This window comes from Amycolatopsis sp. MEPSY49, from assembly GCF_051337345.1.
GTDB lineage: Bacteria > Actinomycetota > Actinomycetes > Mycobacteriales > Pseudonocardiaceae > Amycolatopsis.
On record NZ_JBDLYJ010000021.1, the window covers coordinates 112,535 to 139,251 of the forward strand.

Sequence of the window (26,717 nt, forward strand, 5' to 3'; positions counted from 1 at the left end):
CATGTTCTTCGATCTGGGTGTCCGGGACTTCCTCGACCGCGCGGAAACGGTGTACCCGGACCGCGTCGCGGTGGTCGACGAGCCGGACCAGCCCGCGCCGAGCTGGGGTTCGCTCACCTACGCCGAGGTCGCGCGGCGGGCCCGCGCGCAGGCGGCCAACCTCGACGCGCTCGGCGTGCCGGTCGGCGGGCGCGTCGCGATGGTGTCGCACAACGCCGCGCGGCTGCTCGTCTCGTTCTTCGGTGTGTCCGGCTGGGGCCGGATCCTGGTGCCGGTGAACTTCCGGCTCGCGCCGGCCGAGGTCAAGTACATCGTGGAGCACTCCGGCGCCGAGGTGCTGATCGTCGATCCCGAGCTGGAGCACCTGCTGGACAAGGTGACGGCGAAGCACGTTTTCGTCCTCGGCCGCGACGACGAGGCGATCTGGGGCGGCGAGGGGACGCCGCAACCGTGGGCGGGCGACGAGTCCGCTACGGCGACCATCAACTACACCTCCGGCACGACGGCGCGGCCGAAGGGCGTCCAGCTCACCCAGCGCAACATCTGGCTGAACGCGGCCGTGTTCGGCCTGCACACGACGTTGAGCGACAACGACGTCCTGCTGCACACCCTGCCGATGTTCCACTGCAACGGCTGGGGCATGCCGTACGCGGTGACCGGCCTCGGCGGGCGGCACATCGTGCTGCGCAAGGTCGACGGCACCGAGATCCTGCGGCGCATCGAAGAGCACGGCGTGACGATCCTGTGCGCCGCCCCGGCGGTCGTCACGGCGGCGCTCGACGGCGCGGCGACGTGGGAGGGCGAGATCCCCGGCCGCGACCGCGTCCGGATCGTGGTGGCCGGCGCCCCGCCGCCGACACGCACGATCGAGCGCGTGCGGGCCGAGCTGGGCTGGGAGTTCATCCAGATCTACGGCCTGACCGAGACGGCCCCGCTGCTGACGGTCAACCGGATGCGCAGCGAATGGGCCGATCTCGACCCGCACGAGCAGGCCCGCCTGCTGGGCCGTGCGGGCACGCCGGCCCTGGGCGTCCGGATCGCCGTCGACACCGGCGGCGAGGTGCTGGCCCAGTCGAACCACAACCTGGACGGCTACTGGGAGAACCCCGACGAGACCGCGCGGGTGCAGGAAGGCAACTGGTTCCACACCGGCGACGGCGGTTCCTTCGAAGACGGCTACCTGACGATCGCGGACCGCAAGAAGGACGTGATCATCTCCGGCGGTGAGAACGTGTCGTCGATCGAGGTGGAGGACGCGCTGAACTCCCACCCGGCGGTCCGCGAAGCCGCGGTGATCGGCATCCCGGACGAGAAGTGGGGCGAGCTGGTGACGGCCTTGGTGGTGACCTCCTCGGAGGTGACCGCGGAAGAGCTGATCGAGCACTGCCGGGAATACCTGGCCGGGTACAAGTGCCCGAAGCGGGTGGAGTTCCTGGACGAGCTGCCCCGGACGGCGACCGGGAAGATCCAGAAGTTCAAGCTGCGGGAGCCGTTCTGGCAGGGCCAGTCGAGGCAGGTCAACTGACGTGACCGGCTAGGCTGCCGATCATGGGGGTTCCCGGGTGGTGGCAGCGGGTCGTGGCGGTGAGCGAGCACCTCGCCGCGGTGGAGCCGCTCGAGGCGAACGAACACGGGTTCGGGCCCGGTGCGCAGTTCTATTTGCGGGTCGGGGAGCTGGCCCGCGGGTTCGCCGCCGACCCCGGGGTCGATGACGCCGAGCGTGGCCGGGTGCTGGCGGTGCTGGACGACCTGCTCGGCGACGAAAGCGAGCCGCACCGCCGCGCGATCGCCCTGACGTTCCTGTGGCCCCTCGCCGGCCTGCCGCGCCCCTCGGAACTGGGCGAACGGGTGCGGCACGAGCTGGACCTGATCGCCGGGCACGCACCGGCCGCCGACGCGGATCCCGCGTCCTGGCCCGGACTCGCGGAGCAGGCCAGGGACGAACTGGAACGCTGCGGCCTGCCCGCGACGGTGGTTCCGCTCGGCGCACCCCCGGTGCCGACGGGCGTCGTGCTGTCGGTGAGCAGCGAAGAACCAGCCGGCGTCTTCCTGGAGTGGAATCCCTTCGACAGCGGGTCGGAGCGGTACCGGGCGCTCACCGGGGATGCGTACCTGAGCGACTACGCGGACGACGTCCGGGACCTCTTCGCGCGGGCGGCGCTGGACGTGCTCGCCGCGGCCGGCTTCGCGACCGAAGTGCGGTACGACTTCCTTTACGGCCGATCGCGCGTCTGCCGGGTCCTGGGCCCGCCGGCCCTCCCCTTCGACTGAGTGGTGGAATCCCGTGACGGCCAACCGAGTTCCGGCGTGGTGGGGCGCGCTCCTGGCGGCGAGCGACCACCTCGCCGCGTTCGACGCCGAGCAGGTGCGGAGCCGGCGCGAGCGCTGCGCGCCCGACGTCCCGGCGAACGAAGAGCTTCCGCCCGACCGCGAGCTGCCGCGCGGGATCCGGGTCATTTCGCTGGGCCGCGCGTTCGCGGACGTCGGCACCGAGGAACGCCTCCGCGTGCTGGCCGTGCTCGACGAGGTGCTCGCCGGCACCGGCGACCCGGACCGGCACACCGTCGTCGCCATGTTCCTCCGCGCGGCGCTCGACCTCGAGTCGGTGCGGGAACTGTGGCCCTCACTGGGCCTTCGCCTGCGGCGCGTCTGCGTCCTGCTGTTCACCTCGTGGCCCGCCGGCGCTCCCGAGTGGATGACCGTCGACGTCAGCCCGCCGTGGAACCCCGCGCTCGTCGCGCGGATCCGTGCGGACGGCGGTGGCACGCCCGGCGAGCCGCTCGTGACCGACCCGCTCGCCGTCGACCGGCTGGCGGATCCCGACGAGATCGTCACCCTGGCGCCGCCGGAGGCGATCGCGGCCTGGAGCGATCTGGCCGGGAAGGTCCACGCGGAGCTGACGCGCGTGGGCATCGGCGCGACCATCGACACCCGGCTCTTCGACCCGGCGCCCGGCATCCACATCGCCTTGAACCTCACGCTGCCGCCCTACGGCATCACGCTCACGTGGCGCAGCCCGTTCGAGAACACGGACGAGTACCGGGACGACCTGCTCGCGCAGAACCGGACCGAACTGCTGGCCTACGCGATCGAGACGCACGAAATCCTCCTGCGGGCCGCACTGGAGGTACTCGCCGCGGCCGGGTTCCGGACGATGGTCCACTACTACTTCCCGCACGACCGCGCCTGCGAGTACCGGGTTCTCGCGCCGCCGCGGAACCCGATCGGCTGAGCTCAGACCAGCCGGAAGAACGTCCGCACCTCGTCGGCGAACAGCTCCGGCTGCTCGTAGGCCGCGAAGTGTCCGCCGCGGTCAAGTTCGTTCCAGTGCCGGATGTCCGGGTACCGCTTGGCCGCCCACCGGCGCGACGGCCGCGGCATCTCCTTCGGGAAGATCGAACACCCCACCGGTACGGCGACCGTGTCGTCCGTGGCTTCCGAGAACCACTTCTGCACCTTGCGGATGCTCTCCCAGTACAACCGCGCCGACGACGCCGCCGTGCCGGTGAGCCAATACAGCGTCACGTCGTCCAGCAGCTCGTCGCGCGTGAACGGGAAGCCGTCCGACCACGCGTGGAACTTCTCCACCAGCCAGCCGCACAATCCCGCCGGGGAATCCAGCAAGCTGTAGCCGATCGTCTGCGGGCGGGTCGACTGCAGCACCGAATAGCCGTCCTCCCAGCGCTGCGCGTGTTCCAGTGCCGCGAGCGACGCGCGCTCGGACGACGTCAGGTCGTCGAACGTCGCCGGGTCCGGGGCCGCGATCGGCGGGTTCAGGTGGATGCCCGCCAGGTGCGCCGCGTCCTGCTGCGCCAGGGCCGTCGTGATCGACGTGCCCCAGTCGCCGCCCTGGGCGCCATAACGCGAGTAGCCCAAGCGGGCCATCAGGTCGGCCCAAGCGGAGGCGATCCGTTCGATCCCCCAGCCCGGCGAGGACGGCTTGTCGCTGAAGCCGTACCCCGGTAGCGACGGGATCACCAGGTGGAACTCCCGCGACAGCAGGGGAATCACCTTGAGGAACTCGAGGAACGACCCCGGCCAGCCGTGCGTCAGGATCAGCGGCAACGCGGCCGGATCGGGCGACCGCACGTGCAGGAAGTGAATGCCCAGGCCGTCGATTTCCGTGCGGTACTGCGGAAACCGGTTCACCCGCGCTTCCAGCGCACGCCAGTCGTAGCCGGAAGCCCAGTAGTCGCACAGAGAACGCAGGTATCCCAGCGGCGTGCCCTGGCTCCAGTCGTCCGGCCCGGCCTCGGGCCAGCGCGTCCGGCGCAACCGCGCGCGCAGGTCCTCGAGGTCGGCCTCGGGAACCTCGACGCGGAACGGCTTCACGCCGGGACGTAGGTCAGCTGGACGACGCCGTTGCCGAACGTCGCCGACTTCTTGAGCACCAGCGGAAACGTCGGCCCTTCGTCGGGGAACAGCCGCCTGCCGCGGCCCACGACGATCGGGTACAGCAGCAGGTTCAGCTCGTCGACCAGGCCTTCGGACAGCAGCCACCGCACCGCGGTCGTGCTGCCGCTGGTCATGATGTCGCCGCCGGGCTCGGTCTTCAGCGCGCGGACGGCTGTGGCCGGATCGCCGGTCAGCAGCGTCGAGTTGTTCCAGCTCACTTCGGACAAGGTGGCCGAAAGCACGTATTTGCGCACGTTGTTCATGAACTCGGCGCCTTCGTCGTCCTCGACGGTCCGGCCGGGCCACGCCTCGGCGAACCCTTCGTAGGTGACGCGCCCGAGCAGCATCGCGTCGGCCGCGGCCATCCCGCCACCGACCGCCTGGCCGATTTCGTCGGTCCAGTACCGGAGCGACCACTTGTCGGGCGCCTCGACCACGCCGTCGAGCGAGATGAACAGGTTCGAAACGATCTTGCGCATGGGCACCCTTCGGTTGAGGGGTACCACTATAAACCGCGGAAACGTCAGGATCGTCCACTCGCGACAGTCGCACGAACGCGCACGCTGTCGGCCTCCGCCCGCTCTCGTTCCGCCTCCGTCGCCGGCTCCAACCGCGCCGGGACGTCCTTGTGGTGCGGCGTCCCCGCGATCGGGTCGCGGTCGAGCGCGTCGGTCAGCAGGTTGATGCGCGGGCCGCTGACCACGCGGCGGCCGTGGGCGTCCGGGTGCGCCATCCCGTAGCCGTGCGGCAGCGAAAGCTGCCCCGGCCGCAGTGCCGGATCGACTTCGGCGCGGACGACGACCCGGCCGGCCGGCGTCACGACCGCCACCCAGTCGCCCGCCGAAGCGCCGATGGACGCCAGCTCTTCGGGACGCGCCCGCAGCGCGCCGTCCGGATCCGTGCGGCGCCAGCGCGGGTCGCGCAGGATCTGGTTCGCGTTGTGCGCCCGGCGCTGGCCGTTGATCAGGGAGTAGGGGAAAGCGGGATCCGGACGTTCGGCCGCCGGATCCAAAGACCCGAGCCAGTCCAGCAGTTCCGGTACCGCCAGCCGGACCCGCGAGCGGCGCATCAGGCTCCACACCTCGTCCTGCTCGTGCGTCGAAAACGGCGTCGGGCCGGCCAGCACGCGCGCGAACAGCTCCTCGCCGAGTTCCGGACCGGAAGCGGAGCTGCCCAAAGCCCGCTGCACCGGCACGGTCATCGTCTTCGCCGCGCGGTGGCACCCGGCCCACAGCGGCGCGATCGACGCCGCGCCGTCGGGCAGCGACGCCCCCAGCGTCCGATAGAGGAGTACCGGCAGGATCGCGGACCGCTCCGGCATCGCCTGGACCAACGCGCCGATCCCGGCCTGCAGCTCCGAACGCGGCCCGGCCGCCAGGGACGCGAGGACGTCGGACGGCGGCAGCACGCCCAGCGCGTCGAACAGCCGCGTATAGATTTCGGCTTCGACCAGCGTGCCCGGCAACGGGTCCAGCAACGGCGGCCGCAGCTGGAAGTAGTTCGTCGGCCACTCGAAGGTGAAGAGCGTGAACTCCCACTTCTCGTGCTGGGACGCCGCCGGCAGCACGTAGTCCGCCAGCGCGGCCGTCTCGGTGTAGGCGACGTCGACGACGACCGACAGCTCGGTCTCGCGGATCGCGCGTTCGACGTCCCGCGTGCCCGCGAAGGTGTTGGCCGGGTTCGACGACTCGACCCACAGCGCGCGGACGCGGTTCGGGTGGTCGGTCAGGATCTCTTCGGCCAGGGTGTTCGCCGGCAGCAGGCCGCCGATGTACTCGAACCCGGTCACCTCGGAGCGCTTCCCGCCACCCGAGCCCCACAGCGGCAGCAGCCACGAGTGCAGGTTGTTGGTCCCCCGCCTGCCGAAGTGGCCGGTGACCAGGTACAACAGTTTCTCGAGGTAGCTGTTGAGCGTCGAGTGCCGGCCCTGCTGGATGCCCAGTTCGACGCGCACGGTCATGGCCGTCGCGGAAAGGATCAGCTCGACCGCCTTCTCGACGTCCACACGGGACACTTCGGCGTGCGCGATCCACTCGTCCACCGGAATCTTCGCCAGCACCGCCGCGACTTCGTCGAAGCCTTCGGTCCGCTCGGCGAGGAATGCGGAATCCGCGCCCCCGCGCTCGAGCAGCAGCGCCAGGATCGCGCCCAGCAGATAGGCGTCGGTACCCGGGCGCAGCGGCAGGTGCAGGTCGGCGAGCTCCGCCGTCTCCGTGCGCCGCGGATCGATGACGATCATCCGGCGCGCCGGGTCGTTCTTGATCGTGTTGAGCGCGTGCCGGGCGTTGCTGAAGCCGTGCGCCTGCCAGGGGTTGCAGCCGAGCACGAGCAGCAGGTCGCAGTGCTCGACGTCTTCGGCGGTGTGCACGAGCGTCGAGCCGTACATCTGCCCGTTGACCCAGAAGTCGCCGGTCTTCTCCTGCGACAGCGCGTTGAAGTGGCGCGTCGAGTTCATCCACTTCAGCAGCGACGCGCCGTACGCGCCGCCGGAGTGGTTGCCCTGCCCGCCGCCGCCGACGTACGCGAAGGAGCCGGGCCGGCCCGCCGCGGTGTCGGCGTCCCGGATTTCGTGCAGCTTCGCGGCGATCTCGGTGAGCGCGGTGTCCCAGTCGATGGGCTCGTGGGTGCCGTCGGGACGCCGGCGCAGTGGCGTCGTCAGCCGGTCGTCGTGGTCGCCGTACCAGGTCAGGCGCTGCGCCTTCTGGCACAGGTAGCCGCCCGAGCGCGGGTGCGCCTTGTCGCCGCGGACGCGGGTGATCTTCCGCCCGTCGAGCTGCACCTCCAGCCCGCAGTTGAGGTAGCAGAGGCTGCACGCGGTGCGGTGCCACTCGCCGGTCATATCAGCTCCAATGCGCGGCCGAGCGTCGTGAGACGCGCGTCGAGCGTTTCGCCGGCCGGGTACAGCCGGACGGTGTCGATCCCGGCGTCGCGCCAGACGCGCAGGCGCTCCCGGACCATTTCTTCGGTGCCGATCAGCGTGGTGCCGAGCACCATTTCGTCGGTGACGAGCGCGGTCGCGCCGTCGCGGTCGCCGGCCTGCCAGCGCTCGCGGACCTCCGCGGCGACGTCGGCCCAGCCCTGGCGGCTGTAGGCGTTGTTGTAGAAGTTCGTGGTGGCCGAGCCCATCCCGCCGAGGCTGAAGGCCAGTTCCTTCTTACGGCTGCCGACCAGCACGCGCAGCTCGTCTTCGTTGTCGGCGAAGGCGACTTCGGCGCCTTGGCAGACGTCGATGTCCTGACGCGTGCGGCTCGACTTCGCGAGCCCGGCGTCGAGGTGGGTGAAGTACGCGTCGGCGCCTTCGGGGACGAAGCTGGTGCCGAGCCAGCCGTCCGCGACCTCGCCGGTCAGTTCGAGGAGCTTCGGCGACAGCGTCGCGAGGTAGATCGGGATGTCCGGGTTCGGCGCGGTGGACAGCCGCATCGGCCGGGCCTCGCCGGGCAGCGGGATCTCGAACGCCTTGCCGGAGAACGAGATCTTCTCCCCGGCGAACGCCTGGCGGATGATCTCGACCGTCTCGCGCATCCGGGTCAGCGGTTTCGCGAACGGGACGCCGTGCAGGCCCTCGATCACCTGCGGCCCGGACGGCCCCAGCCCCAGGGCGAACCGGCCGCCGGACAGGTCGGCCAGCGTCAGCGCCGCTTGCGCGATCGCGACCGGCGTGCGCGTGCCGAGCTGGACGATCCCGGAACCGAGCCGGATGCGGTCGGTGCGGGCGGCGAGGTAGCCGAGCGCGGACGGCGCGTCGGAGCCCCAGGCTTCGGCGACCCAGCAGACGTCGAGACCGAGCTTTTCCGCCTCCAGCACGAAGTCGAGCGTCGTACGCGTGTCTTTGGAGAATTCGACGGTCGTCGCGGTTTTCACGGGTTTTCCACCCGCTCCTTGATCGCGGCGAGGTTGCCGATCATCGCCGTCTCGAACTCGCGCAGCCGCACGAAGACGATCTTCTGCTCCTTCTCGGGCATCCGGTCGATGGCGAACGACAGCCCGGACCGGCCCGGGCCCAGCTGCATCCACTGGCTCAGCCGCGTGCCGCCGTTGTCGGGCTCGAGGGTGAACTTCCAGATCGCGCTGGGCTCGGCCGGGTCCGCGACGGCCCAGGCGAACACGCGCGGGGCCTCGCATTCGACGACGTACGACGTCGTCTCCCATTCGCCGAACGCGTCGTGCTTGCTCCGGCCGAGGAACTTGCGGCCTTCTTCGCACCACTCCACGGATTGGAGCTCGGGGCTCAGCTCGGCCATCACCGAGATGTCCGAAACAACCGGCCAGACGTCTTCGGGGGCAGCGTCGATCCAGGTCGAGACCTCCGCCGTCGGCTTGTCGGCGTACCGCGCGCCGGTCCACTCCATCGTGGTCGCCACTCCCCTCATCGAGCTGTGACCACGATAGTTGCGTAGATAGACCTACCCTGTCAACGTCACTCCTGCCGCGCGAAGCGGGCTTCGACGTCCGGGCGCCGCGCCAGCCGCGGCGGGAAGCCGGGGCCGCGGCGCATCCGCGTGTCGTCCGGCGTCATCGGCTCCCGGCACTCCGCGCAGACGATTTCGGCGTGCGTGTCGTGCCCGCAGGCGAGGTGGTGCACGGTGATCGGCGGGCCGGCTTCGGCGGCGAGCCACTTGTCGCCCCACCGCGTCATGGCGAGCAGGACGGGGTAGAAGTCGCGGCCCTTTTCGGTGAGGACGTAGTCGTAGCGCACCGGCTCGCTCTGGTAGGCGACCTTCTCCAGCAACCCCTCCTCGACCAGCCGCTTGAGCCGGTCGGCGAGGGTGTTGCGCGCGATGCCGAGCGCCTGCTGGAACTCGTCGAAGCGGCGCACGCCGTAGAAGGCGTCCCGCAGCACGAGCGGGGTCCACCAGTCGCCGAGCAGGTCCATGGTGCGCGCGATCGAGCACGGCCACTGCGCGAACGAAGTCCGTTTCATGCGGCCGAGCGTACAACGTTTTCCAGAAGGACTCAGCAGGTCAGCCGCATGACCACCCGGCGCGCGGTCGGTCGGCTGACCTCGGTGAAGCCGGCGTCGGCGAAGACGCCGACGGTCCCGACGAACAGCTCGCCGGGCCAGGCGACCTTCTGCCCGGGCGCGACGGCGATCGGGTAGCCCTCGACCGCGCGGGCCCCGCGCTCGCGGGCGAACTCGGCGGCCGCTTTCGCCAGCGCGGCACTGACTCCGCGGCGGCGAAAGCCCTTGCGGGTGACGAAGCACGTCACCGCCCAGACGCCGTCGTCCTCCTTGTCTTCGTCGCGGCCGTCCCAGACCAGCCGGCTGGTGAGGAGGCGCCGGTAGGCGGTGCGGGGTTCGACCGCGCACCAGCCGGCGGGCTCGCCGTCGAGGAAGGCGACGAGCCCGGTGGCGTGGTCCGCGGTCTGGGCGCGCAACCGCTCGGCGCGGTCCGCCGCGGTACCCGACCGCCACTCGGCGGCGGTTTCCTTGAAGTACTGGCACCGGCAGCGGGCCGGGTCCCCGCGGTCGCCGAAGATCGCCTGCAGGTCCGCCCAGGAGGCCTCGTCGACCGGTACGACAGTCAGCATCTCGCCGACGTTAGACCAGGTGCCCGGTGGTTACGTCGACGTGCTCGGGCACTTCGTCGTGCGCGTCGCCGACCGAGAGCGTCCCGGCCGGCTCGACGAGCAGCACGCTCGCGCCCGCCTTCGACGACGGCTTGTGGAACGTCCCCTTCGGCACCACGAAGACCTGGCCGCGGCCGAGGGTGACGACGCGCTCGTGCGGGTCCCGCACGCCGATCTCGATCTCGCCGTCGAGGACCAGGAAGAACTCGTCGGTGTCGGTGTGGACGTGCCAGACGTGCTCGCCGTCGAACCGGGCGAGCCGGATGTCGTAGTCGTTGACGCGGGTGACGATCCGCGGGCTCCAGGCGGCGTCGAAGGTCGCCAGGACTTCGTTCAGGTCGATCGGGTTCATGCGTCCCATGCTCGTCCTGGTGTTCCGCGAGCGGGAGTGCTAGGAATCGCACATGCCGCAAGAATTCTCGCATCGGGTCGTCGCCATCGTGACAGCGGAGTCGAACCCGTTCGAAATGGGCGTCGCGACCGAGCTGTTCGGGCTGCGACGCCCGGAGCTGGACCGGCCCTGGTACGACTTCACGCTCTGCGCCGCGACGCCGGACGTGCGGATGAACCTCGGCATGTTCACGCTCACCGGCGTCGCCGGCATCGAGGCGGCCGACACGGCGGACACGCTGATCGCCCCGGCCCGGCCGGACACGGGGGTGCCGACGGACCCGGCGGTCATCGCGGCGATCCGCCGGGCCGCCGCTCGCGGTGCCCGGCTGGTCAGCTTCTGCACGGGCGCGTTCGCGCTCGCCGAAGCCGGCGTGCTGGACGGCAAGCGGGCGACCACCCACTGGCAGTGGGCGGCCGAGTTCGCCGCGCGGTTCCCCGCGGTGCGCTGGGAGCCGGACGTGCTGTTCGTCGACGAGGGCAACGTACTGACGGCGGCGGGCAGCGCGGCGTCCCTCGACCTGGGCCTGCACATCATCCAGCGCGACCACGGCGCCGAGGTCGTCAACGCGGTGAGCCGCCGCCTGGTGTTCACCGGCCACCGCGACGGCGGCCAGCAGCAGTTCATCGCGCGGCCGATGCCGGCGGTCCCGGACACGTCGCTGGCACCGGTGCTCGCCTGGGCGCTGGGGCGCCTGGATCAGCCCTTGACGGTGAACGACCTGGCGACCCGCGCGGCGGCCAGCCCGGCGACGCTGCACCGCAAGTTCCGCGCGGAGCTGGGCACCACGCCGCTGGCGTGGCTGACAACGGAGCGGGTGTCCTTGGCGTGCCGCCTGATCGAGCGCGGCGAGCTGCGCCTGGACCGGGTGGCCGCGGCCAGCGGCTTCGGCACGGCGGCCAATCTCCGGTTGCAGCTGCGCCGGCACACGGGGTTGAGCCCGAGCGCGTACCGCCGCCGGTTCGGCCCCGCTGCTTAGGGGCGACCGCCCACGTCGGAGCACTTCCGCCGCAAGCCTGACCGATGCGGGCTGCCGCCCGCCCACCTCCGGCGCCGGAGCGCCCCAGCCGTCACGCCAACTCGGCGAGCGCCTTCGCCAAGGCTTCCTGCTGCAACCGCGCCGGGTAGGCCGCCGGGTCGGCCGCGGCCAGCACGTTCAACCCCTCCACCAGGCCCACCAGGCTCTTCGTCGTCAGCTCGAGCCGATCGTCCGTCCACTCCGGACGGCACGCCGCCACCAGCCGCCGGATCCGGGCCAGGAACGAGTGGTTCGCCACGCGGTGGCGTTCGGCCAGGTCCTCGTCGGCCAGGGCCGCCGCGAGGAAACCCACCCACACCCGGGATTCCTCGTGGTGGCCGTGCGGCAGATCGAGGGCCAGGCCCAGTACCGCTTCCAGGGCGCCGAACGCATCGAGGCTCGCAGCTTCGGCAGCGTCGGCGCGGAGAGCCGTGCGCGCGTAGAGCAGGTCACGCGCGTGCAGCAGCAACGCCTTCTTCGCCGGGAACGCGTGCATCACCAGGCCGGTCGTGCAGCCGGCGCGCTCGGCGACCGCCCGCAGCGTCAACCCCGGCAGGCCGTCCTCGGCGAGCACCTGCCAGACGGCGTTGGACAGCAGCTCCCGCTGCGCCTGGACGTCACGCTGCTTCGGCACGGAGAACCTCCTTCCGAGGTAGCGTAACAGCTGCTACTGTAACAAGTGTTACGGAACGGGGGTACCACCTGATGATCGACTGCACCTTCGCCATCGAGCCGGTGACCTGGGACGATCCCGACGCCGTCCGGTTGCGCGCGGCCCAGCGCGCCGAGCTGGACGCCCGCTACGGCACCGACGACCACGAGCCCGGCGCGGCCCCGACCGCGGACACCGTCGCGGTCTTCCTCGTCGCGCGGGACGCCGGCGGCACGGCCGTGGCGTGCGGCGGGCTGCGTCTGCTCGGCCCGGGGTCGGGCGAGGTCAAGCGGATGTACGTCGAGCCGTCGGCCCGTGGCACCGGCGTCGCGACCGCGGTGCTGCGCGCGCTCGAAGACCACGCGCGCGCCCTCGGCATCGGCCGGCTGCTACTGGAGACGGGCACCGGCCAGCCGGACGCGATCCGCTTCTACCAACGCGAAGGCTACGAACCCATCGACGCCTATGGGCCGTACGTCGGTGAAGCGCTCTCTCGTTGTTTCGCCCGCGATCTGTGATCGGTTTTCCGATGGCCACCCCAGCCTGAGCAATTGGTGGCCGGGGGCGCACCGGGCCTACCGTCGAAGGCACGGCGATCTGGGGTTCTTTTCGCCGTTCCGTCCACGAAACCGGAGTTTCCCTTGCGCATCAAGCAGATCGGCGCCGTGCTGGCCGCGGCCGCCGTCTTCGCCCTGCCGGCCACCCCCGCGACGGCGGCGTCCAGGATCATCCCGCTCGACGCCGCGGCCGGGCAGCAGCCGGAGAACATCGCCCTGGAGCCCGACGGCTCCGCCGACCTCACCTTCGCCTGGACCGGCGAGATCGGCCGGGTCACGCCCGGCGGCCGGGTCAGCGTCATCGCCCGCGTCCCGGTGCCGGACGACGGCGACGTCCCGGTCGTCCACCGGAAACTGTTCCTCGGCGGCATCGTCCGCGCCCCCGGCGGCGACCTGTACTTCGCCGTGTCGACCGGCACCGCGGCGACCGGCCTCTACCGGGTCCGGCCCGGCGGCACCCCGGTCAAGATCGCTTCGCTGCCACCGGCCGGGTTCCAGAACGGTGTCGCGCGCGACCCGGCCACCGGCGACCTGTTCGTCGCCGACTCGTTCGGCTCGACGGTCTGGCGGATCTCCCGGGGACGCGTCACCGCCTTCGCCAACGGTGAGCTGCTCTCGCCGGTGTCCGGCTTCGGCGCCAACGGGATCAAGGTCCACGCCGGCGCGGTCTGGGTGTCCAATCTGGACCGCGGCACGCTGGTCCGATTCCCGCTGACCGGGGCACCGGGCCGGGTCGTCGCGTCGGGCCTCGGCCCGGTCGACGACTTCGCGTTCCACGGCGGCACGGTCGTCGCCGCGGTCAACCAGGAGAACCGCGTGGTCACGATCGGCCACGACGGGGTGCGGACCATTCTGTCCACTTCGGACGGACTCGCCAACCCGACGGCGGTCGCCGTCCGGGGCGACACGGTGTACGTGACCGACGGCGCCTACTTCGGGGGATCGCCGAACCTCCTCCGGACCTCGCTCGCCCGGTAGCACCCGCTGCGCGGCGCACGCTCCCGGTGAGCGGGCGCCGCGCAGCGCAATTTGCATTGTGCAGCTGGCACAACCGAGTCTCGATGATCGGCACGTGCATCCGCACGCGAGCTGTGCACGCTCGCCGTCACGGGTGCGCCGCGCACGCGCGAAATGGTTGCTGTGGGCCAAATCCGCCGGTATGTTGGCGCCGTCCCGGTCGGGCCGACAGCGGCTCCCGGGACTCGCGCTGCTCGGCCGCGGCGGGGAGGCCGAAGNCTCGATGATCGGCACGTGCATCCGCACGCGAGCTGTGCACGCTCGCCGTCACGGGTGCGCCGCGCACGCGCGAAATGGTTGCTGTGGGCCAAATCCGCCGGTATGTTGGCGCCGTCCCGGTCGGGCCGACAGCGGCTCCCGGGACTCGCGCTGCTCGGCCGCGGCGGGGAGGCCGAAGCCGAGATAGCGCTTTCCGGAGGTAGGGGTCGCCGCCGGACAGGAGGGAAGCAGTGCCTTGGTGTACCCGGGAACGGTCATGGACGACCGCGTGACCGAGCCGTACCTGGTCGGGCAGGACGCCATCGCGGGCGAGCTCAGCCGCGGCAAGTGGTGCGTCTACCTGCACGAATGGCTCGGCGACGAGAACGACCTGCCCACCTGGCGGATGCAGGTGGCCGAGCACGCGGCCGAGTTCGGCGTCGACGTGTGCTTCATGGACATCCCGCGCAAGGACATGACGCTGGTGGCCAACGTGCAGGCGCTGCCGAGCTTCGAGCAGGTCACCCAGTCCGTGGCGGCACTGGAGCACTACCGCGAGCGGGTCGCGGACCGCCGCCGCTCAGCCCAGTGACACGAGCGCGATCGCCGCGCCGGCCCCGAGCAGGCCGGTCACCTGGGCGCGGTTGAGCCGTTCCCGCAGGAAGACCAGCGCGAGCAGCACCGGCACGGCGGGGTAGAGCGCGGCCAGCACGGTGGCGACCGCGAGCAGCTGGTGCTGCGCGGCGAGCAGGTAGAGGACGATCGCGGCGCTGCCGCACACACCGGCGAACGCGGCGGGCGCGAGCAGCCGGGCGGGCAGCCGCCACGGCGCCCGCGTGGCCGTGACCAGGCCCGCGATGGCGGCCACGGACACCGCGCGGCTGACGACCACCGGCCAGAACCCCGCTTCGGCGGGGATCCGCGACAGCGCGACGAACTGCACGGCGAACCCGAGCCCGGCGACGAAGGCGTCCGGAATGCCCGCGACCGTTCGCTTTTCCCCCGTACTGCGGGAAATCAGGCCCAACGCGGGGATCGCGCAGCAGACGCCGATGAGCGCAACGGGCGAAAGCCGTTGCCCCAGCAGGAGCAGTCCGAAGAGGACCGGAAGCACCACGGCGGCGACGTCGCTCGCGGGCACCACGAGGCTCATCGCGCCCTTGCCCATGGCGCGGTAGAGGAAGGCGACGCCGACCCCGGTGCCGAGCCCGGACAGGGCACCCCAGCCGAGCGCGGCGACGCTGGTCTCGCTGCCGACGGCGAGCGGGACGGTCACGACGGTGCCCGCGACCTGCGCGTACAGCGAGACGGTCATCCCGGGCGCCCGGCGGGACGCCAGCCCGCTGACGAAGTGCGTGACCCCGAAGCACAGGGCCGAGACGAGCGCGAGGACGTTCCCCATCAGGACCTCCGTTCGGCTTCCCCCACCGGGCAGGTCTTGCGCTGGGCGACGCAGCCGGGGCGGTCGCACAGGCGGCACATGAGGTCGCCCGCGCGCACTTCCGCGTGCAGGCCGCGCAACAGCTGCTCCAGCACGGGTTCGAGCGCTTCCCGGTCGGCGACGGACCGCAGGGCCCGGACCAGGACTTCTTGCCGGGCATCGAGTGCTCGCTTCGCGGCGTCTCGCCCGTCTTCGGTGAGGACGACGGCGACGCCACGGCCTTGCTTGCCCTGACGTTCGACGAGCCCCCGGGCTTCGAGCTGGTCCAGCATCCGCGCGGTGGCGGGCTGGCTCAGCCCGATCCGGTGCCCGAGATCGGTACCGCCGAGGCCGGGAAACTCGGCGAGCACGACGAGCGCGGCGGTCCCGCTGAGACTGACCCCGGCAGCGGTCGCCGCCGCGGCGGTCATGCGGTCGGACAGCGTGAGGACCGTCGCGCCGAGCAGGTTCGCCAGCCGGGACTCATGCATTACTCATGCATAACACGGCCACAGCCGAGGGGCAAATCAGGGCGTCGCCGCGCGCTGCCGCTCCGCCAAGAAGTGGGCCGTCCCCGCCGTGGCCTCGTACAACGCCCGGTAGTGCCGGTAGAACTCGTCATACCGCGCGGCGTTCTCCGGATCCGGCGTCACCGTCGCGGCGATCGGGTTGCCCCGCACCGGTTCCATCCCCACCGCCTCCGCCGCGAGCAGCGCGTCACCCAGGCAGGCCCCGATCGTCTCCGCCGGGATCTGCTGCGGCAGACCGGTCACGTCCGAAACGATCCGCGTCCACAACCCGCCCTTCGTCCCGCCGCCGACCGCGACCAGCCGCGCCGCCCGCGGCTGCCATCGCCTCGAAGTTGTGCCGCACGCCGTACGCGATCCCCTCCAGGGCGGCGCGGTAGATCTCGGCCCGGCCGTGCGACGTCGTGAGCCCCGCCAGCACGCCTCGCGCGTCCGGGTCGAACAACGGCGTCCGCTCGCCCGCGAAATACGGCAACATCAGCAACCCCCGGCTTCCCACCGGCACCGAAGCCGCCTCCGCGACCAAGTCCGCATAGGACCCGCCGGCCAGCTTGCGCAGCCACTCGGTCACCGCGCCGGACGTCGCCATGCCCGCCGCGAGCGTGTAACTGCCCGGCGTCACCCCGCGCGTGCCCCACAGGCCGGGGTGCGGGCGCGGTTCGGTGAGCACCTGGACCAGGAACATCGTCGTCCCGTACATCACCATCACGTCGCCCGGCTCCCGGACGCCGACGCTCGCCGCCTCGGCCCACGCGTCGACCGTCCCCGCCGTCACCGGCAGTCCCTCGGGCAACCCGGTCAACGAAGCCGCGGACGCGGTGACCTCGCCAGCGACCTCCGTCGGCCACCGCAGTTCCGGCAGCTCCAGCCCCGGCGCGACGCGCTCCGCCCAGTCTTCGGCCCACTCGCCGGCCACGAGGTCGTACATCGGCGTGCACTGGCTCGCCGAATGGTGGTCCAGGACGTACCGGCCGGTCAGCCGGTGCACCAGGAAGGAGCTCGCCATCAGCAGCTTTCGGGTGCGCGCGTAGACGTCCGGCTCGTGCCGGGCCAGCCAGCGCACCTTCGGCCCGACCGCCTGGCTCGTCAGCGGCGAACCCCCGCGCGCGAGGATCTCGGACGCACCCAGTTCCGAGTTCAGCTCCATGATCTCGGCGCCCGCCCGGGTGTCGACGCCGTAGAGGATCGCCGGCCGCAACGGCTCGCCCGCGGCCTAAGCCGGCAGCAGGCACGGCCCGATGCCGCTGACCCCGAGCCCGGCCAGCGGCCGCCCCTCGGCGGCGCGCACCAGGTCGGCGACGATCGCGGTGAAGTCCGCCCACCACACGTCTTCGGCGTCGTGCTCGAACCAGCCCGGCCGCGGCGTCGAGACGGCGTGCTCGCGGACGGACCGGGCGAGCACCGTGCCGCCGGGGTCCACCAGCACGCCCTTCGAACTGGCCGTGCCGATGTCCACGCCGAGCAGCAGCCCCGCCACGGATTCACCCCTCGGGAAATCGATTACCACCACGCTATGGTGTGGCAGGGGGACTGTCAACGAACGAGGCGAGGACGCGGTGGCGACCATCTCCGACGTGGCGGCGCTGGCCGGCGTCTCGACCGCGACCGTGTCCAGGGCGCTCAACGGCAAGTCCACAGTGGACCCGGTGCTGGCCGAGCGCGTCGCCCGGGCCGTCGAGGAGCTCGGCTACACGCCGAACGGCCTCGCGCGCAGCCTGCGCCGCCGCGAGACCGCGGTGCTGGCGCTGATCATCTCCGACGTCGAAAACCCGTTCTTCACGGCGATCGCGCGCGGCGTCGAGGACGCGGCACAGGCCGCCGGGTACTCGGTGATGCTGTGCAACTCCGACGAGAACACGGCCAAGGAGCGCCGGTACGTCGAGGTCGCGGCGCAGGAGCGGCTCGCGGGCGTGATCATGTCGCCGACCACCGGCGACAGCGACGTCCGGGCGCTGACCACGCACCGGACGCCGATCGTGACGGTCGACCGGCGCCTCGATTCGGCGGACTGCGACGCCGTGCTCCTCGATTCCCGCGCCGCGGCCCGGGAAGCCGTGGCGCACCTGGCCGGGAACGGCTACGAGCGGATCGGCTGCATCGCCGGCCCGCCCGGCGTCACCACGGCGGACGACCGGCTCGACGGTTACCGCGACGGACTCCGCGCGGCAGGCCGGAAGTACTCCGCGAAACTGGTGCGCCGCTGCGAATTCCGCGAAACCGGCGGCCGCGAAGCCGCGACCCAGCTGCTGACCCGGCCCGACCCGCCGGACGCGCTCCTGGTGTCCAGCAGCACCATGTCCGTCGGTGTGCTGCAGGCGCTGGCGGAGCTCGGCCTGCGGCCCGGCCGCGACGTCGGGATCGTGTCGTTCGACGACGCGCCGTGGGCGACGCTGATCTCCCCCGCGCTCACCGTCGTCGCCCAGCCGGCCCACGCGATGGGCCAGCTGGCCGCGCGTTTGCTGCTCGACCGCATCGGCGACGGATCCCGCGCGACGACCACCACGACGATGGCCGCGCAGCTCATCGTCCGGGGCAGCTCCGCCCGTTAGTCCGCCCGAAGTGACGCTTGACACACCTCCCCATCGCCCCTAGCGTCGAGTAATCGATTACTCCCATCTTCCGCCGACGCGAGGGGTGTCATGGAAGAGCCGGGTACCCCGCTGGTCGCGCTGACGGGCATCAGCAAGGCCTACGGCGGCGCGCTCGCGTGCGACGGCGTGGACTTCACCGTGCGCCGCGGCGAAGTCCACGCGCTGCTCGGGGAAAACGGCGCCGGCAAGTCGACGCTCGTGCGCATCCTCTCCGGCGACATCACCGGCTACCGCGGCACGATCGAGGTCGACGGCGAGCCCGTCGTGTTCGGCGGTCCCGCCGACGCGCAGCGCCGCGGCATCGCGCTGATCCCCCAGGAACTCGACCTCGTCCCCGGGCTTTCCGTCGCCGCCAACATCTTCCTCGGCCGCGAGCCGCACACGAAGCTCGGCACGGTCGCGCGGCAGCGGATGCACCGCGAAACGCGCGAACTGCTGGCCCGCACCGGGATCGCGCTCGACCCGAAGCGCGCCGTCGGCGAGCTGCGCACCGGCGAGCAGCAGCTCGTCGCCATCGCCAAGGCCCTCGCGCTCGACGCGCGCGTGCTCGTCATGGACGAGCCGACGTCCGCGCTGACCGGCATCGAAGTCGAGCGGATGGTCAAGGTGATCGACGAGCTGCGCGACGCGGGCGCCGGCATCGTCTACATCTCCCACCGGCTCGAGGAGATCGGCCGGCTCGCCGACCGCGCGACCGTCCTGCGCAACGGCCGTGTCGCCGCCGAATTCACCGCCCACGAGCTGACCGTCGAGCGGGTCACCGAAGCGATGATCGGCCGACCGGTCCAGGCGCTGTTCCGCGTCAAGCACGGGGATACCGGCGGCGAGCTGCTCCGCCTCGACGACTTCGCGCTGCGCCCGCGGCGGCACCGGCCCGGCCGCCGGGAACCCGCCGGAATCACGCTGACCGTGCGCGCCGGCGAGATCGTCGGCCTCGGCGGGCTGCTCGGCTCGGGCCGCACGGAGCTCCTCGAAACGCTGTTCGGAGCCGGCACACCCGGCCGGTGGCACGGCCACGTCTTCCTCGGCGGCCGGGAAATCCGGCCGAGGAGCCCGCGGCACGCCGTCCGGCTCGGGCTGGCGCTGGTCCCGGAGGACCGCCGGATCGCCGGCCTGGCGCTCCCCCATTCCGTCCGCGCCAACACCGCACTGTCCGTTGTGGACAAACTGGCGACGGCCGGGTTCCTCACCCGGCGGCGCGAGAACGACACCGTCGCGAAGGTCCTCGGCGACCTGAAGGTGAAGGGGGCGCTCGCCGATCCCGTCGGCACGCTCTCCGGAGGCAACCAGCAGAAAGTCGTGCTGGGCCGCGCGTTGCTCACCGAACCGAAGCTGCTCCTGCTCGACGAGCCGACCCGCGGCGTCGACGTCGGCGCGAAGGCCGAGATCTACCAGCTGCTGGCCGCCGCGGCCGCCCGCGGCATCGGCGTCCTGCTCGCGTCCTCCGAGCCCGCCGAGCTGGTCGGCCTGTGCGACCGGGTCGTCGTCCTGCACGACGGCCGCGGCGCCGGCGAACTGGACACGCACGACGCCGGCGAAGCCGAACTGCTCGCCGCGGCGATGGGGGAAACGCGATGACCACCACCGAGTTCCTGCCGCGGCGCGACGTCGTGACCGCGCTGTTCCGCTTCCAGAGCCTCTTCGGCCTGGTCCTGGTGCTCGCCGCGGCGATCGTGTTCTCGCCGAGCCACGACGGCGACCTCGTGTTCCTCAGCGGCGAGAACCTCTTCAACGTCGTCCGCGCGATCGCCGAGATCGGCATCATCGCGGTCGGCATGACGTTCGTGATCCTGGTCGGCGGGATCGACCTGTCGGTCGGCGCGGTGCTCGGGCTGGCCGCGGTCGGTTCGGCGGTGCTGCTGGTGAACGACGGCTTCGGCGTGCTCCCCGCGGTGCTGGTCGTGCTCGCCGCCGGGCTGGTCTTCGGCCTGCTGCAGGGCGTCGCGTCGGCGGTGTTCGGCATCCAGGCGTTCATCGTCACCCTCGCCGGGCTGCAGGTCGCGCGCGGGCTGGCGCGGATCTGGTCGGGTGGTCAGGGAGTCGCGATCGCGTACGGCGACGGGCCCGGCGAGGCGCCCGTCGCGTTCTCCCTGCTCGGCGAGCGGACGTTCAACGGGCTGGTGCCCATCCCCGCGGTGATCTTCGCCGTGGTCGCCGTCGCCGCCATCGTCTTCCTGCGCACCAGCGCGTTCGCCCGGCACGTCTACGCGATCGGCGGCAACGAGAAGGCCGCGCGCCTGTCCGGCGTCGCCGTCACCCGGGTGAAGGTGCTGGTCTACGGGCTGAGCGGGCTGCTCGCCGCGCTGGCCGGGATCATCCACGCCGGCCAGCTGAACCAGGGCAGTCCCAACGACGGCAGCGGCTACGAGCTCGACGCGATCGCCGCGGTCGTGATCGGCGGCACGGCGCTCTCGGGCGGCCGCGGCTCGGTGTCCGGCACCGTCGCCGGCGCGCTGCTGCTGGGCGTGCTCAACAACATCCTGGCGCTCAACAGCGTCGACCCCAACGTGCAACTCCTGATCAAGGGCCTGGTCATCGTGGCCGCCGCGGGTCTGCAGCGGCTGCGTCCGACACCGTAGAGGGGAAAAAGAGATGTCCGGCAAGCACTTCGCGCTACCCGCGCTCGTCCTGCTCCTGGCCGCCTGCGGCACCACGCACGAGAACTCGGGGCAGGGCGCCACGACGTCCGCGGCCGCGTGCGGGGGAGCCGGCGGGAAGTACACGATCGGCGTCAGCCAGGCCAACCTGAGCGAGCCCTACCGCAAGCAGATGGACGACGACATCGCCCGCGCGGCTCGCGAGGTCTCGCAGTTCACCGTGAACTTCGCCGACGCGCAGCAGGACAACGCGAAGCAGGTCGCCGACGTCGAAAACTTCCTGACGCAGCGGATCGACCTGCTGATCATCAGCCCCAACGAGGCGACCCCGCTGACCGCCGTCGTCAAGAAGGCCTACGACAAGGGCATCCCGGTGCTGGTGCTGGACCGCAAGGTCGACGGCGACGCGTACACGCAGTGGATCGGCGCCGACAACGTCGACATCGGCCGGCAGGCCGGGCAGTACCTGGCGGACCAGGTGCTGCCGCAGGGCGGGAAGATCGCCGAGATCCGCGGGCTCGCCGGGTCCACCCCGGCCAAGGAGCGCCAGGACGGCTTCGCCAAGGGCATCGAGGGCCGCGGCATCGACATCGTGACCACTGTGGACGGTGACTGGCTGCGCGAAAAGGGCCAGCAGCAGGCGGACGCGATCTTCAAGGCGCACCCGGAGATCCAGGCCGTCTACGCCCAGAACGACCCGATGGCCGAAGGCGCGTACCTCGCCGCGAAGGCCGCGGGCCTGGACAAGAAGGTGAAGTTCATCGGCATCGACGGCCTGCCGATCCCCTCCGGCGGCATCAAGGCGGTCGAAGCCGGCCGCCTCGCGGCGACGTTCGTCTACCCGACGGGCGGCCGCGAAGCGGTGGCATCGGCGAAGAGCATCCTCATCGACTGCGCGAAGCCGGCGAAGACGCAGATGCTGCCGACACAGCTCGTCACGCAGGCCAACGCCGCCGAGGTGTACGCGCGGGGCAACCGCTGACGCCGGTCCTTGACCTCAACCTTCCTCGAACTTCTACCGTCGGCACCATGACCACTGCCCCACCCATCCCCCGCACCGTCTGGATCGCCTCCGGCGTCATGGCGCTCGGCGGGTTCCTGGGCAACATGGACGGGTCGATCGTCGCGGTCGGTCTGGAGTCGATGAGGCTGCGCCTGGGGGTCGGCCTCATCGAAATCCAGTGGGTCGCGACGGCCTTCCTCCTCGGCCTCTCCGCCGCGCTCCCATTGACCCCGTGGCTCGTCAAGAAACTCGGCGCCGGAAGACTCTGGCTCTGGGCACTGGCGGCGTTCCTGCTCACGTCGATCGCCTGCGCCCTCGCCCCGGACGCCGCCACCCTGATCGCCTTCCGCGCGCTGCAGGGCATGGCCACCGGCGTCATGGTCACGGCCGGGCAGACCGTGATCGGGCTGGCCGTCGGCCCGGAACGGCTCGGCCGCACCATGGGCACGCTCGGCCTGGTCGTCGGGCTGGCGCCGGTCGTCGGGCCGAGCGTCGGCGGGTTCCTGCTCGCGCACTTCTCGTGGCCGGTGCTGTTCTGGCTCAACCTGCCGATCGGCCTGGTCGCGTTCGGCCTGGCGCTGCGGTACGTCCCGCGCGGCGACCGCGGGCAGCCGCCGCCGGTGGACTGGCCCGGCCTGGCGCTGATCACGCTCGGCCTGCCGCTGCTCGTCTACACGCTCACCGAGCGGAACGCGCTGTTCGCGGCCGTCGGCGCCCTCGCGCTCGCGGTCTTCGCCTGGCGCTCGCTGCGCGTCCGGCACCCGGTGCTGGACCTGCGGCTGGCCGCCCGGCCCGTCATGGGTTCGGCGCTGGCGTCGGTCCTGCTCGCCGGCGCCGGGATGTTCGGCGCGGTCCTGGTGCTGCCGCTGTGGTTCCAGGTCCGGCTCGGCGCCGGCCCCGCCGAAGCCGGCGTACTGCTCGCGCCGATGGGCCTGGCCACGACGGTGTTCGTGCTCGTCGCCGGCCGGCTGACCGACCGCTACGGCGGCGGCACCGTCTCGCTCACCGGGTCGGTGGTGGTGCTGGCGGCCACCGTCCCGCTACCGTGGCTCGGCCCGGACGCGCCGATGTGGCTGATCCAGGCACTGCTCGTGGTCCGCGGCGCGGGACTCGGGCTGTCGATCATGCCCGCGTCGACGGCGGCGTACGCGTCGGTCCGGGCCGGCGAACTCGGGCACGCGACGGCGTTGGTCAACATCGTGATGCGCGTGGGCGGCGCGGCCGGGGGCGCGTTGTGCGTAATCGTGCTGTCGCGCGGCCTCACCGTCGATCCGGCGACCGGGTTCGGCTGGGCTTTCGGCGTCCTCGGTGCCGTGTGCGCGCTCGGTACCGCCGCGACGGTGTGGCTCCGGCGCGCGGAACGTTCGTCCACAATGGACGGCACGGCCTGATCCACCTGGGAACCTGGCGCGAACCCCCGATTGGTGATTTCCTGGAGCCGGACAACCACTGTCGGTAAGGGGAAGGGCTGGCATGGCGGGGGTAGCGAAGCTGCTGACAGCGGCGGCAGTACTGGGGAGCCTGCTGGCGGCAACGCCGGCTTCGGCGGCCACCGAAGCGATCGACTGGAAACCGTGCGCCGACGCGCCCGCCGTCGACTGCGGCACCGTGACCGTGCCGATCGACTGGGCACACCCGGATCGGGGCACCGCCAGTATCGCGCTGGCGCGGCGCAAAGCCGCCGACCCGCAGGCGCGCATCGGGTCGATCCTGATGGACCCGGGCGGCCCCGGCGGGGCGGGCGCGGGCGAGGTCGAGGCCGGCTGGTCGCTCTCACCGGAGATCACCAAGCGGTTCGACACCGTCGGCTTCGACCCGCGCGGCGTCGGCGACAGCACGCAGATCAAGTGCGGGCTCGACGAAGTCATCGCCGACCACCCGCAGGTTCCGCGCAACCAGGCCGAATTCGAGCAGCTCGCGGCGTACAACCGGAAGCTCGGCGAAAGCTGCAACAGGCTTTCCGGGCCGCTGGGGCAGTTCGGGGACACCAAGAGCGTCGCGCGGGACATGGACGCGATCCGCGCCGCGCTCGGCGACGAAAAGCTGACGTACTACGGGGTTTCGTACGGCACGCTGATGGGCCAGCAGTACGCCGAGCTGTTCCCGGACAAGGTGCGCGCGCTCGTGCTGGACAGCAACATGGACCACTCGCAGTACACCGCGTTCGAGTTCCTGAACAGCGAAACCCAGTCGGTGCAGGCGGAGTTCGGCGAGTTCGTCGCGTGGTGCGCCCGGACGCCGAGCTGCGCGTTGCACGGCCGCGACGTCTCGAAGCTGACGCGTGACCTGCAGGACAAAGCCGCGCGCGGGGATCTGAAGGATCCGCAGAGCGGCGAAGTCATCACGCCGCTTTCGCTCGCGGGAATGTTCCAGGGCTCCTTCTACGGCCCGAGCTGGGACAGGCTCGCGACGGTCCTGAAGTCGCTGGCGGACGGCACCCCGCGGCCCGCGTCGGTGCGACTGAAGGACGACATCCCGGTCAACACGGTGTTCCAGAGCGTGTTCTGCGACGACTGGAAGCTGCCGGTGCACAACTACGCCGAGCTCGAGGCGTACCGCCGGACGGCGGCGGCGCTCGCCCCGGACGTCAAGGTCAACTCACTGGGCTGGGCGGCGGTCACCGGGTGCGTCGGCTGGCCGAACAAGACCAGCAACCCGCAGCACCCGCTGCAGGTCCACGGCGCGCCGCCGCTGCTGATGCTGAGCAGCAAGTACGACCCGGCGACACCGTACGCGTGGTCGCGGGCCGCGGCCCGGCAGAGCGGCAGCACGCTGCTCACCTACGACGGCTGGGGCCACGGCGCGTACTCCAAGAACAGCCAGTGCGTGATCAAGGCGACCGACGACTACCTGATCACCGGCAAGCTCCCGGCGCGCGGCACGCACTGCGCGGCCGTCGAGCCGGGGACGCCCGAAGCCCGGATGGCCGGGCCGAAACCGCCGTCGACGATCGGCTTCTGACGCTTCCGTCGCGCGGCCGGAGCGAGGACAATCGTTTCGGCCGCGACGGAAGGAGCTTGCGATGCTTCGCCGATTTCTCGTCCTGGCCGCGGTGGTCATCGCGGCGAGTTCGCTCCTGACGGCGCCGGCGCAAGCGACGTCCCGCCACGGCGGGTACCTCGCCCTCGGCGATTCCGTCGCGTTCGGTTACCGGCCCAACGCGGACTACTCGAACGCGGCCGCCTTCAGCGGCTACGCGGAGAAGTACGCGGCGCTGCGCGGGTTGCGGCTGGCGAACGCGTCCTGTCCGGGTGAGACGACGGGAAGCCTGCTGGTGGTCACCGCGCCGAGCAACGGCTGCGAAAACGGCTACCGCCTGGCGTATCCGCTGCACGTTTCGTATTCGGGCGCCCAGATCGACTACGCCGTGCAGTACCTGCGATCACACCGCGACACGCGGCTCGTGACGCTGACGATCGGCGCGAACGACATGTTCCGGTGCCAGGACACGACCCCGGACCACTGCACGGGCGCCTCGTTCACCGCCGCCCTGAACCAGGTGAGCCGCAACCTCGCGTCGATCCTCTCCGCGGTGCGCACCCAGTACCGCGGCGACGTCGTGCTGGTGTCGTACTACTCGCTCGACTACCGCGACCCGACACAGGTGGCGCAGGTCAAGGCCCTCGACGCGGCGCTGACGCAGGTGACCCGCCGCTACCACGGCAAGATCGCGGACGGCTTCACGGCGTTCCTCCTGGCCTCCCTGCGCACGGGCGGCGACCCGTGCGCGGCGGGCCTGCTGGTGAAGCTCCCGACGGGCGGCTGCGACGTCCACCCGAGCGCGGCCGGGCACCGCGCGCTGGCCGCGGCGCTGGCGTTCGCGCGTTAGACGGTCCGCACCTCGACCCCGGCGGCTTCGAAGGCCCGCACGGCCTCGGGGTCGGCATCGGTATCGGTGACGAGGGCGTGCACCTGCGTGGTCTCGCAGATCCGGGCAAAGGCCCGCCGCCTCAGCTTGGACCCATCCGCGACGGCGACCACGCGCTCGGCGCGTTCCACCATCAGCCGGTTGATGCTGGCCTCGCCTTCGTGGTGGGCGAACGCACCGGCGCCGGCATCGAAGGCGTCGACGCCGAGGAACAGCAGATCGATGGTGAGCTCACTGAGCACGCGCGTGGCAAGAGGCCCGCTCAGTTCGAACGACTGCGGCCGGGCAACCCCGCCGGTGACCACGATCTTGACGTTCGGCCGCACGGCGAGCTCGTGCGCGATGTTGAGGGCGTTGGTGACGACGGTGAGGCCGGGAGTGCTGTTGAGGTCGGACCGCATGGCCAGCGCTCTGGCGACGCCCGCGGTGGTCGTTCCTCCGTTGAGGCCGACCACCATGCCTTTGGTGACTTCCGCGGCCGCGGCGGTGCTGATCCGCTGCTTTTCCGGGACGTGCCGGGCGGTTTTGTAGCGGAGGGGAAGGTCGTAGGCGAGATCGTTCGCCACGGCGCCGCCGCGGGTGCGGGTGAGGAGTTGCTGTTCGGCCAGGTGGTCGAGATCCCGGCGGATCGTGGCTGCCGAGACGTCCAGTTCGGCCGCGACGTCCTCGACGTCGATCTTTTCCCGCTGGCCCAGCATGTCCAGGAGGGTGGTGAGTCGTTCGTGCCGGGCCATTGGGGGTTACTCCTTCGCGCATTCTCGTGCGCCGTTTGCCGGTGTTCCGAGCAGTATGGTGCATTGGAGGTGTCGCTCGTACGCTACCCCTTGGGCCGGGTTTCAAGATGACGGCTTCGCCGGGGCGTGGGGAATCGGCGTTCTGGTGGTTGCCTTCTGGTGGTGGTCGGCAGCGCCGATT

General features: G+C 71.5%; 26 protein-coding genes and 1 pseudogene. 14 read left to right on the forward strand and 13 right to left on the reverse strand.

Annotation, left to right across the window (positions count from 1 at the left end; translation table 11 throughout):
• Position 1: 1 nt before the first annotated feature.
• The 3 genes from ABFJ78_RS47420 to ABFJ78_RS47430 are packed head-to-tail and all read left to right on the forward strand — an operon-like array spanning position 2 to position 3,232.
• Positions 2-1,525 (forward strand): AMP-binding protein, encoded by a 1,524-nt coding sequence (locus ABFJ78_RS47420; protein ID WP_436394067.1) that lies wholly within the window; start codon positions 2-4, stop codon positions 1,523-1,525.
• 23 nt (positions 1,526-1,548) lie between these two features.
• Complete coding sequence (locus ABFJ78_RS47425; protein WP_436394068.1) at positions 1,549-2,271, forward strand: hypothetical protein; 723 nt, start codon at positions 1,549-1,551, stop codon at positions 2,269-2,271.
• 13 nt (positions 2,272-2,284) lie between these two features.
• On the forward strand, positions 2,285-3,232 hold the full coding sequence (locus tag ABFJ78_RS47430) for a hypothetical protein (protein ID WP_436394069.1): 948 nt from the start codon (positions 2,285-2,287) through the stop codon (positions 3,230-3,232).
• 2 nt (positions 3,233-3,234) lie between these two features.
• Here the strand turns inward: ABFJ78_RS47430 and ABFJ78_RS47435 are convergent, their stop codons facing one another.
• The 8 genes from ABFJ78_RS47435 to ABFJ78_RS47470 form a co-directional block, all read right to left on the reverse strand.
• Entirely contained in the window at positions 3,235-4,332 is a 1,098-nt protein-coding gene (locus ABFJ78_RS47435; protein WP_436394070.1) for an epoxide hydrolase family protein, read from the reverse strand.
• The gene (locus ABFJ78_RS47440; RefSeq protein WP_436394071.1) at positions 4,329-4,874 is read right to left on the reverse strand and encodes a dihydrofolate reductase family protein; all 546 of its coding nucleotides are present in this window, start codon (positions 4,872-4,874) and stop codon (positions 4,329-4,331) included. The genes ABFJ78_RS47435 and ABFJ78_RS47440 overlap by 4 nt, the downstream gene beginning before the upstream one ends.
• A 44-nt stretch (positions 4,875-4,918) precedes the next feature.
• On the reverse strand, positions 4,919-7,234 hold the full coding sequence (locus ABFJ78_RS47445) for a molybdopterin-dependent oxidoreductase (protein ID WP_436394073.1): 2,316 nt from the start codon (positions 7,232-7,234) through the stop codon (positions 4,919-4,921).
• The gene (locus tag ABFJ78_RS47450; RefSeq protein WP_436394074.1) at positions 7,231-8,256 is read right to left on the reverse strand and encodes an LLM class flavin-dependent oxidoreductase; all 1,026 of its coding nucleotides are present in this window, start codon (positions 8,254-8,256) and stop codon (positions 7,231-7,233) included. The genes ABFJ78_RS47445 and ABFJ78_RS47450 overlap by 4 nt, the downstream gene beginning before the upstream one ends.
• The gene (locus tag ABFJ78_RS47455; RefSeq protein WP_436394106.1) at positions 8,253-8,744 is read right to left on the reverse strand and encodes an SRPBCC family protein; all 492 of its coding nucleotides are present in this window, start codon (positions 8,742-8,744) and stop codon (positions 8,253-8,255) included. The genes ABFJ78_RS47450 and ABFJ78_RS47455 overlap by 4 nt, the downstream gene beginning before the upstream one ends.
• A gap of 68 nt (positions 8,745-8,812) precedes the next feature.
• The gene (locus tag ABFJ78_RS47460; RefSeq protein WP_436394075.1) at positions 8,813-9,316 is read right to left on the reverse strand and encodes a winged helix-turn-helix transcriptional regulator; all 504 of its coding nucleotides are present in this window, start codon (positions 9,314-9,316) and stop codon (positions 8,813-8,815) included.
• Between the two features lie 32 nt (positions 9,317-9,348).
• Positions 9,349-9,924, reverse strand: coding sequence for a GNAT family N-acetyltransferase (locus tag ABFJ78_RS47465; protein ID WP_436394076.1), 576 nt, complete (start codon positions 9,922-9,924; stop codon positions 9,349-9,351).
• Between the two features lie 10 nt (positions 9,925-9,934).
• Entirely contained in the window at positions 9,935-10,315 is a 381-nt protein-coding gene (locus tag ABFJ78_RS47470; RefSeq protein WP_436394078.1) for a cupin domain-containing protein, read from the reverse strand.
• A 52-nt stretch (positions 10,316-10,367) separates the two neighbouring features.
• On the opposite strand from ABFJ78_RS47470, the gene ABFJ78_RS47475 reads away from it, so the two are divergent.
• Complete coding sequence (locus ABFJ78_RS47475) at positions 10,368-11,333, forward strand: helix-turn-helix domain-containing protein (protein ID WP_436394079.1); 966 nt, start codon at positions 10,368-10,370, stop codon at positions 11,331-11,333.
• A 91-nt stretch (positions 11,334-11,424) separates the two neighbouring features.
• On the opposite strand, the gene ABFJ78_RS47480 is transcribed toward ABFJ78_RS47475, so the two are convergent.
• Positions 11,425-12,006 carry a TetR family transcriptional regulator C-terminal domain-containing protein gene (locus ABFJ78_RS47480; RefSeq protein ID WP_436394080.1) on the reverse strand — a complete coding sequence of 194 codons (582 nt, stop codon included), beginning with the start codon at positions 12,004-12,006 and terminating at the stop codon, positions 11,425-11,427.
• A gap of 71 nt (positions 12,007-12,077) precedes the next feature.
• Here ABFJ78_RS47480 and ABFJ78_RS47485 point away from each other — a divergent pair, with 71 nt between their 5' ends.
• From ABFJ78_RS47485 to ABFJ78_RS47495, 3 genes are all read left to right on the forward strand, one after another.
• Positions 12,078-12,542, forward strand: coding sequence for a GNAT family N-acetyltransferase (locus ABFJ78_RS47485; RefSeq protein ID WP_436394082.1), 465 nt, complete (start codon positions 12,078-12,080; stop codon positions 12,540-12,542).
• A 123-nt stretch (positions 12,543-12,665) separates the two neighbouring features.
• Positions 12,666-13,559, forward strand: coding sequence for a hypothetical protein (locus ABFJ78_RS47490; protein WP_436394083.1), 894 nt, complete (start codon positions 12,666-12,668; stop codon positions 13,557-13,559).
• Between the two features lie 514 nt (positions 13,560-14,073).
• Complete coding sequence (locus tag ABFJ78_RS47495) at positions 14,074-14,388, forward strand: hypothetical protein (protein ID WP_436394085.1); 315 nt, start codon at positions 14,074-14,076, stop codon at positions 14,386-14,388.
• On the opposite strand, the gene ABFJ78_RS47500 is transcribed toward ABFJ78_RS47495, so the two are convergent.
• From ABFJ78_RS47500 to ABFJ78_RS47510, 3 genes and pseudogenes are all read right to left on the reverse strand, one after another.
• Positions 14,377-15,198 (reverse strand): EamA family transporter, encoded by an 822-nt coding sequence (locus tag ABFJ78_RS47500; protein WP_436394086.1) that lies wholly within the window; start codon positions 15,196-15,198, stop codon positions 14,377-14,379. The two genes, ABFJ78_RS47495 and ABFJ78_RS47500, sit on opposite strands and share 12 nt — an antisense overlap.
• The gene (locus ABFJ78_RS47505) at positions 15,198-15,707 is read right to left on the reverse strand and encodes a MarR family winged helix-turn-helix transcriptional regulator (RefSeq protein ID WP_436394088.1); all 510 of its coding nucleotides are present in this window, start codon (positions 15,705-15,707) and stop codon (positions 15,198-15,200) included. Before ABFJ78_RS47505 ends, ABFJ78_RS47500 begins: the two co-directional genes overlap by 1 nt.
• Before the next feature lie 36 nt (positions 15,708-15,743).
• Positions 15,744-17,220, reverse strand: a pseudogene (locus ABFJ78_RS47510) (FGGY-family carbohydrate kinase).
• A gap of 79 nt (positions 17,221-17,299) precedes the next feature.
• Between ABFJ78_RS47510 and ABFJ78_RS47515 the strand changes: the two are divergent.
• The 7 genes from ABFJ78_RS47515 (at position 17,300) to ABFJ78_RS47545 (ending at position 25,763) form a co-directional block, all read left to right on the forward strand.
• Complete coding sequence (locus ABFJ78_RS47515) at positions 17,300-18,292, forward strand: LacI family DNA-binding transcriptional regulator (protein ID WP_436394089.1); 993 nt, start codon at positions 17,300-17,302, stop codon at positions 18,290-18,292.
• Positions 18,293-18,382: 90 nt separating this feature from the next.
• Positions 18,383-19,912, forward strand: a complete 1,530-nt coding sequence (locus tag ABFJ78_RS47520) for a sugar ABC transporter ATP-binding protein (protein WP_436394091.1) — start codon at positions 18,383-18,385, stop codon at positions 19,910-19,912.
• Positions 19,909-20,913, forward strand: a complete 1,005-nt coding sequence (locus ABFJ78_RS47525; RefSeq protein ID WP_436394093.1) for an ABC transporter permease — start codon at positions 19,909-19,911, stop codon at positions 20,911-20,913. The genes ABFJ78_RS47520 and ABFJ78_RS47525 overlap by 4 nt, the downstream gene beginning before the upstream one ends.
• A 13-nt stretch (positions 20,914-20,926) precedes the next feature.
• Complete coding sequence (locus tag ABFJ78_RS47530; protein WP_436394094.1) at positions 20,927-21,913, forward strand: substrate-binding domain-containing protein; 987 nt, start codon at positions 20,927-20,929, stop codon at positions 21,911-21,913.
• Positions 21,914-21,960: 47 nt separating this feature from the next.
• A complete protein-coding gene (locus tag ABFJ78_RS47535; RefSeq protein WP_436394095.1) occupies positions 21,961-23,325 on the forward strand; it encodes an MDR family MFS transporter in 1,365 nt (454 codons plus the stop codon).
• Between the two features lie 82 nt (positions 23,326-23,407).
• Complete coding sequence (locus ABFJ78_RS47540) at positions 23,408-24,895, forward strand: alpha/beta hydrolase (RefSeq protein ID WP_436394096.1); 1,488 nt, start codon at positions 23,408-23,410, stop codon at positions 24,893-24,895.
• Between the two features lie 61 nt (positions 24,896-24,956).
• Positions 24,957-25,763, forward strand: coding sequence for an SGNH/GDSL hydrolase family protein (locus ABFJ78_RS47545; protein WP_436394097.1), 807 nt, complete (start codon positions 24,957-24,959; stop codon positions 25,761-25,763).
• Here the strand turns inward: ABFJ78_RS47545 and ABFJ78_RS47550 are convergent.
• On the reverse strand, positions 25,760-26,536 hold the full coding sequence (locus ABFJ78_RS47550) for a DeoR/GlpR family DNA-binding transcription regulator (RefSeq protein ID WP_436394098.1): 777 nt from the start codon (positions 26,534-26,536) through the stop codon (positions 25,760-25,762). The genes ABFJ78_RS47545 and ABFJ78_RS47550 overlap by 4 nt on opposite strands.
• Positions 26,537-26,717: the final 181 nt, after the last annotated feature.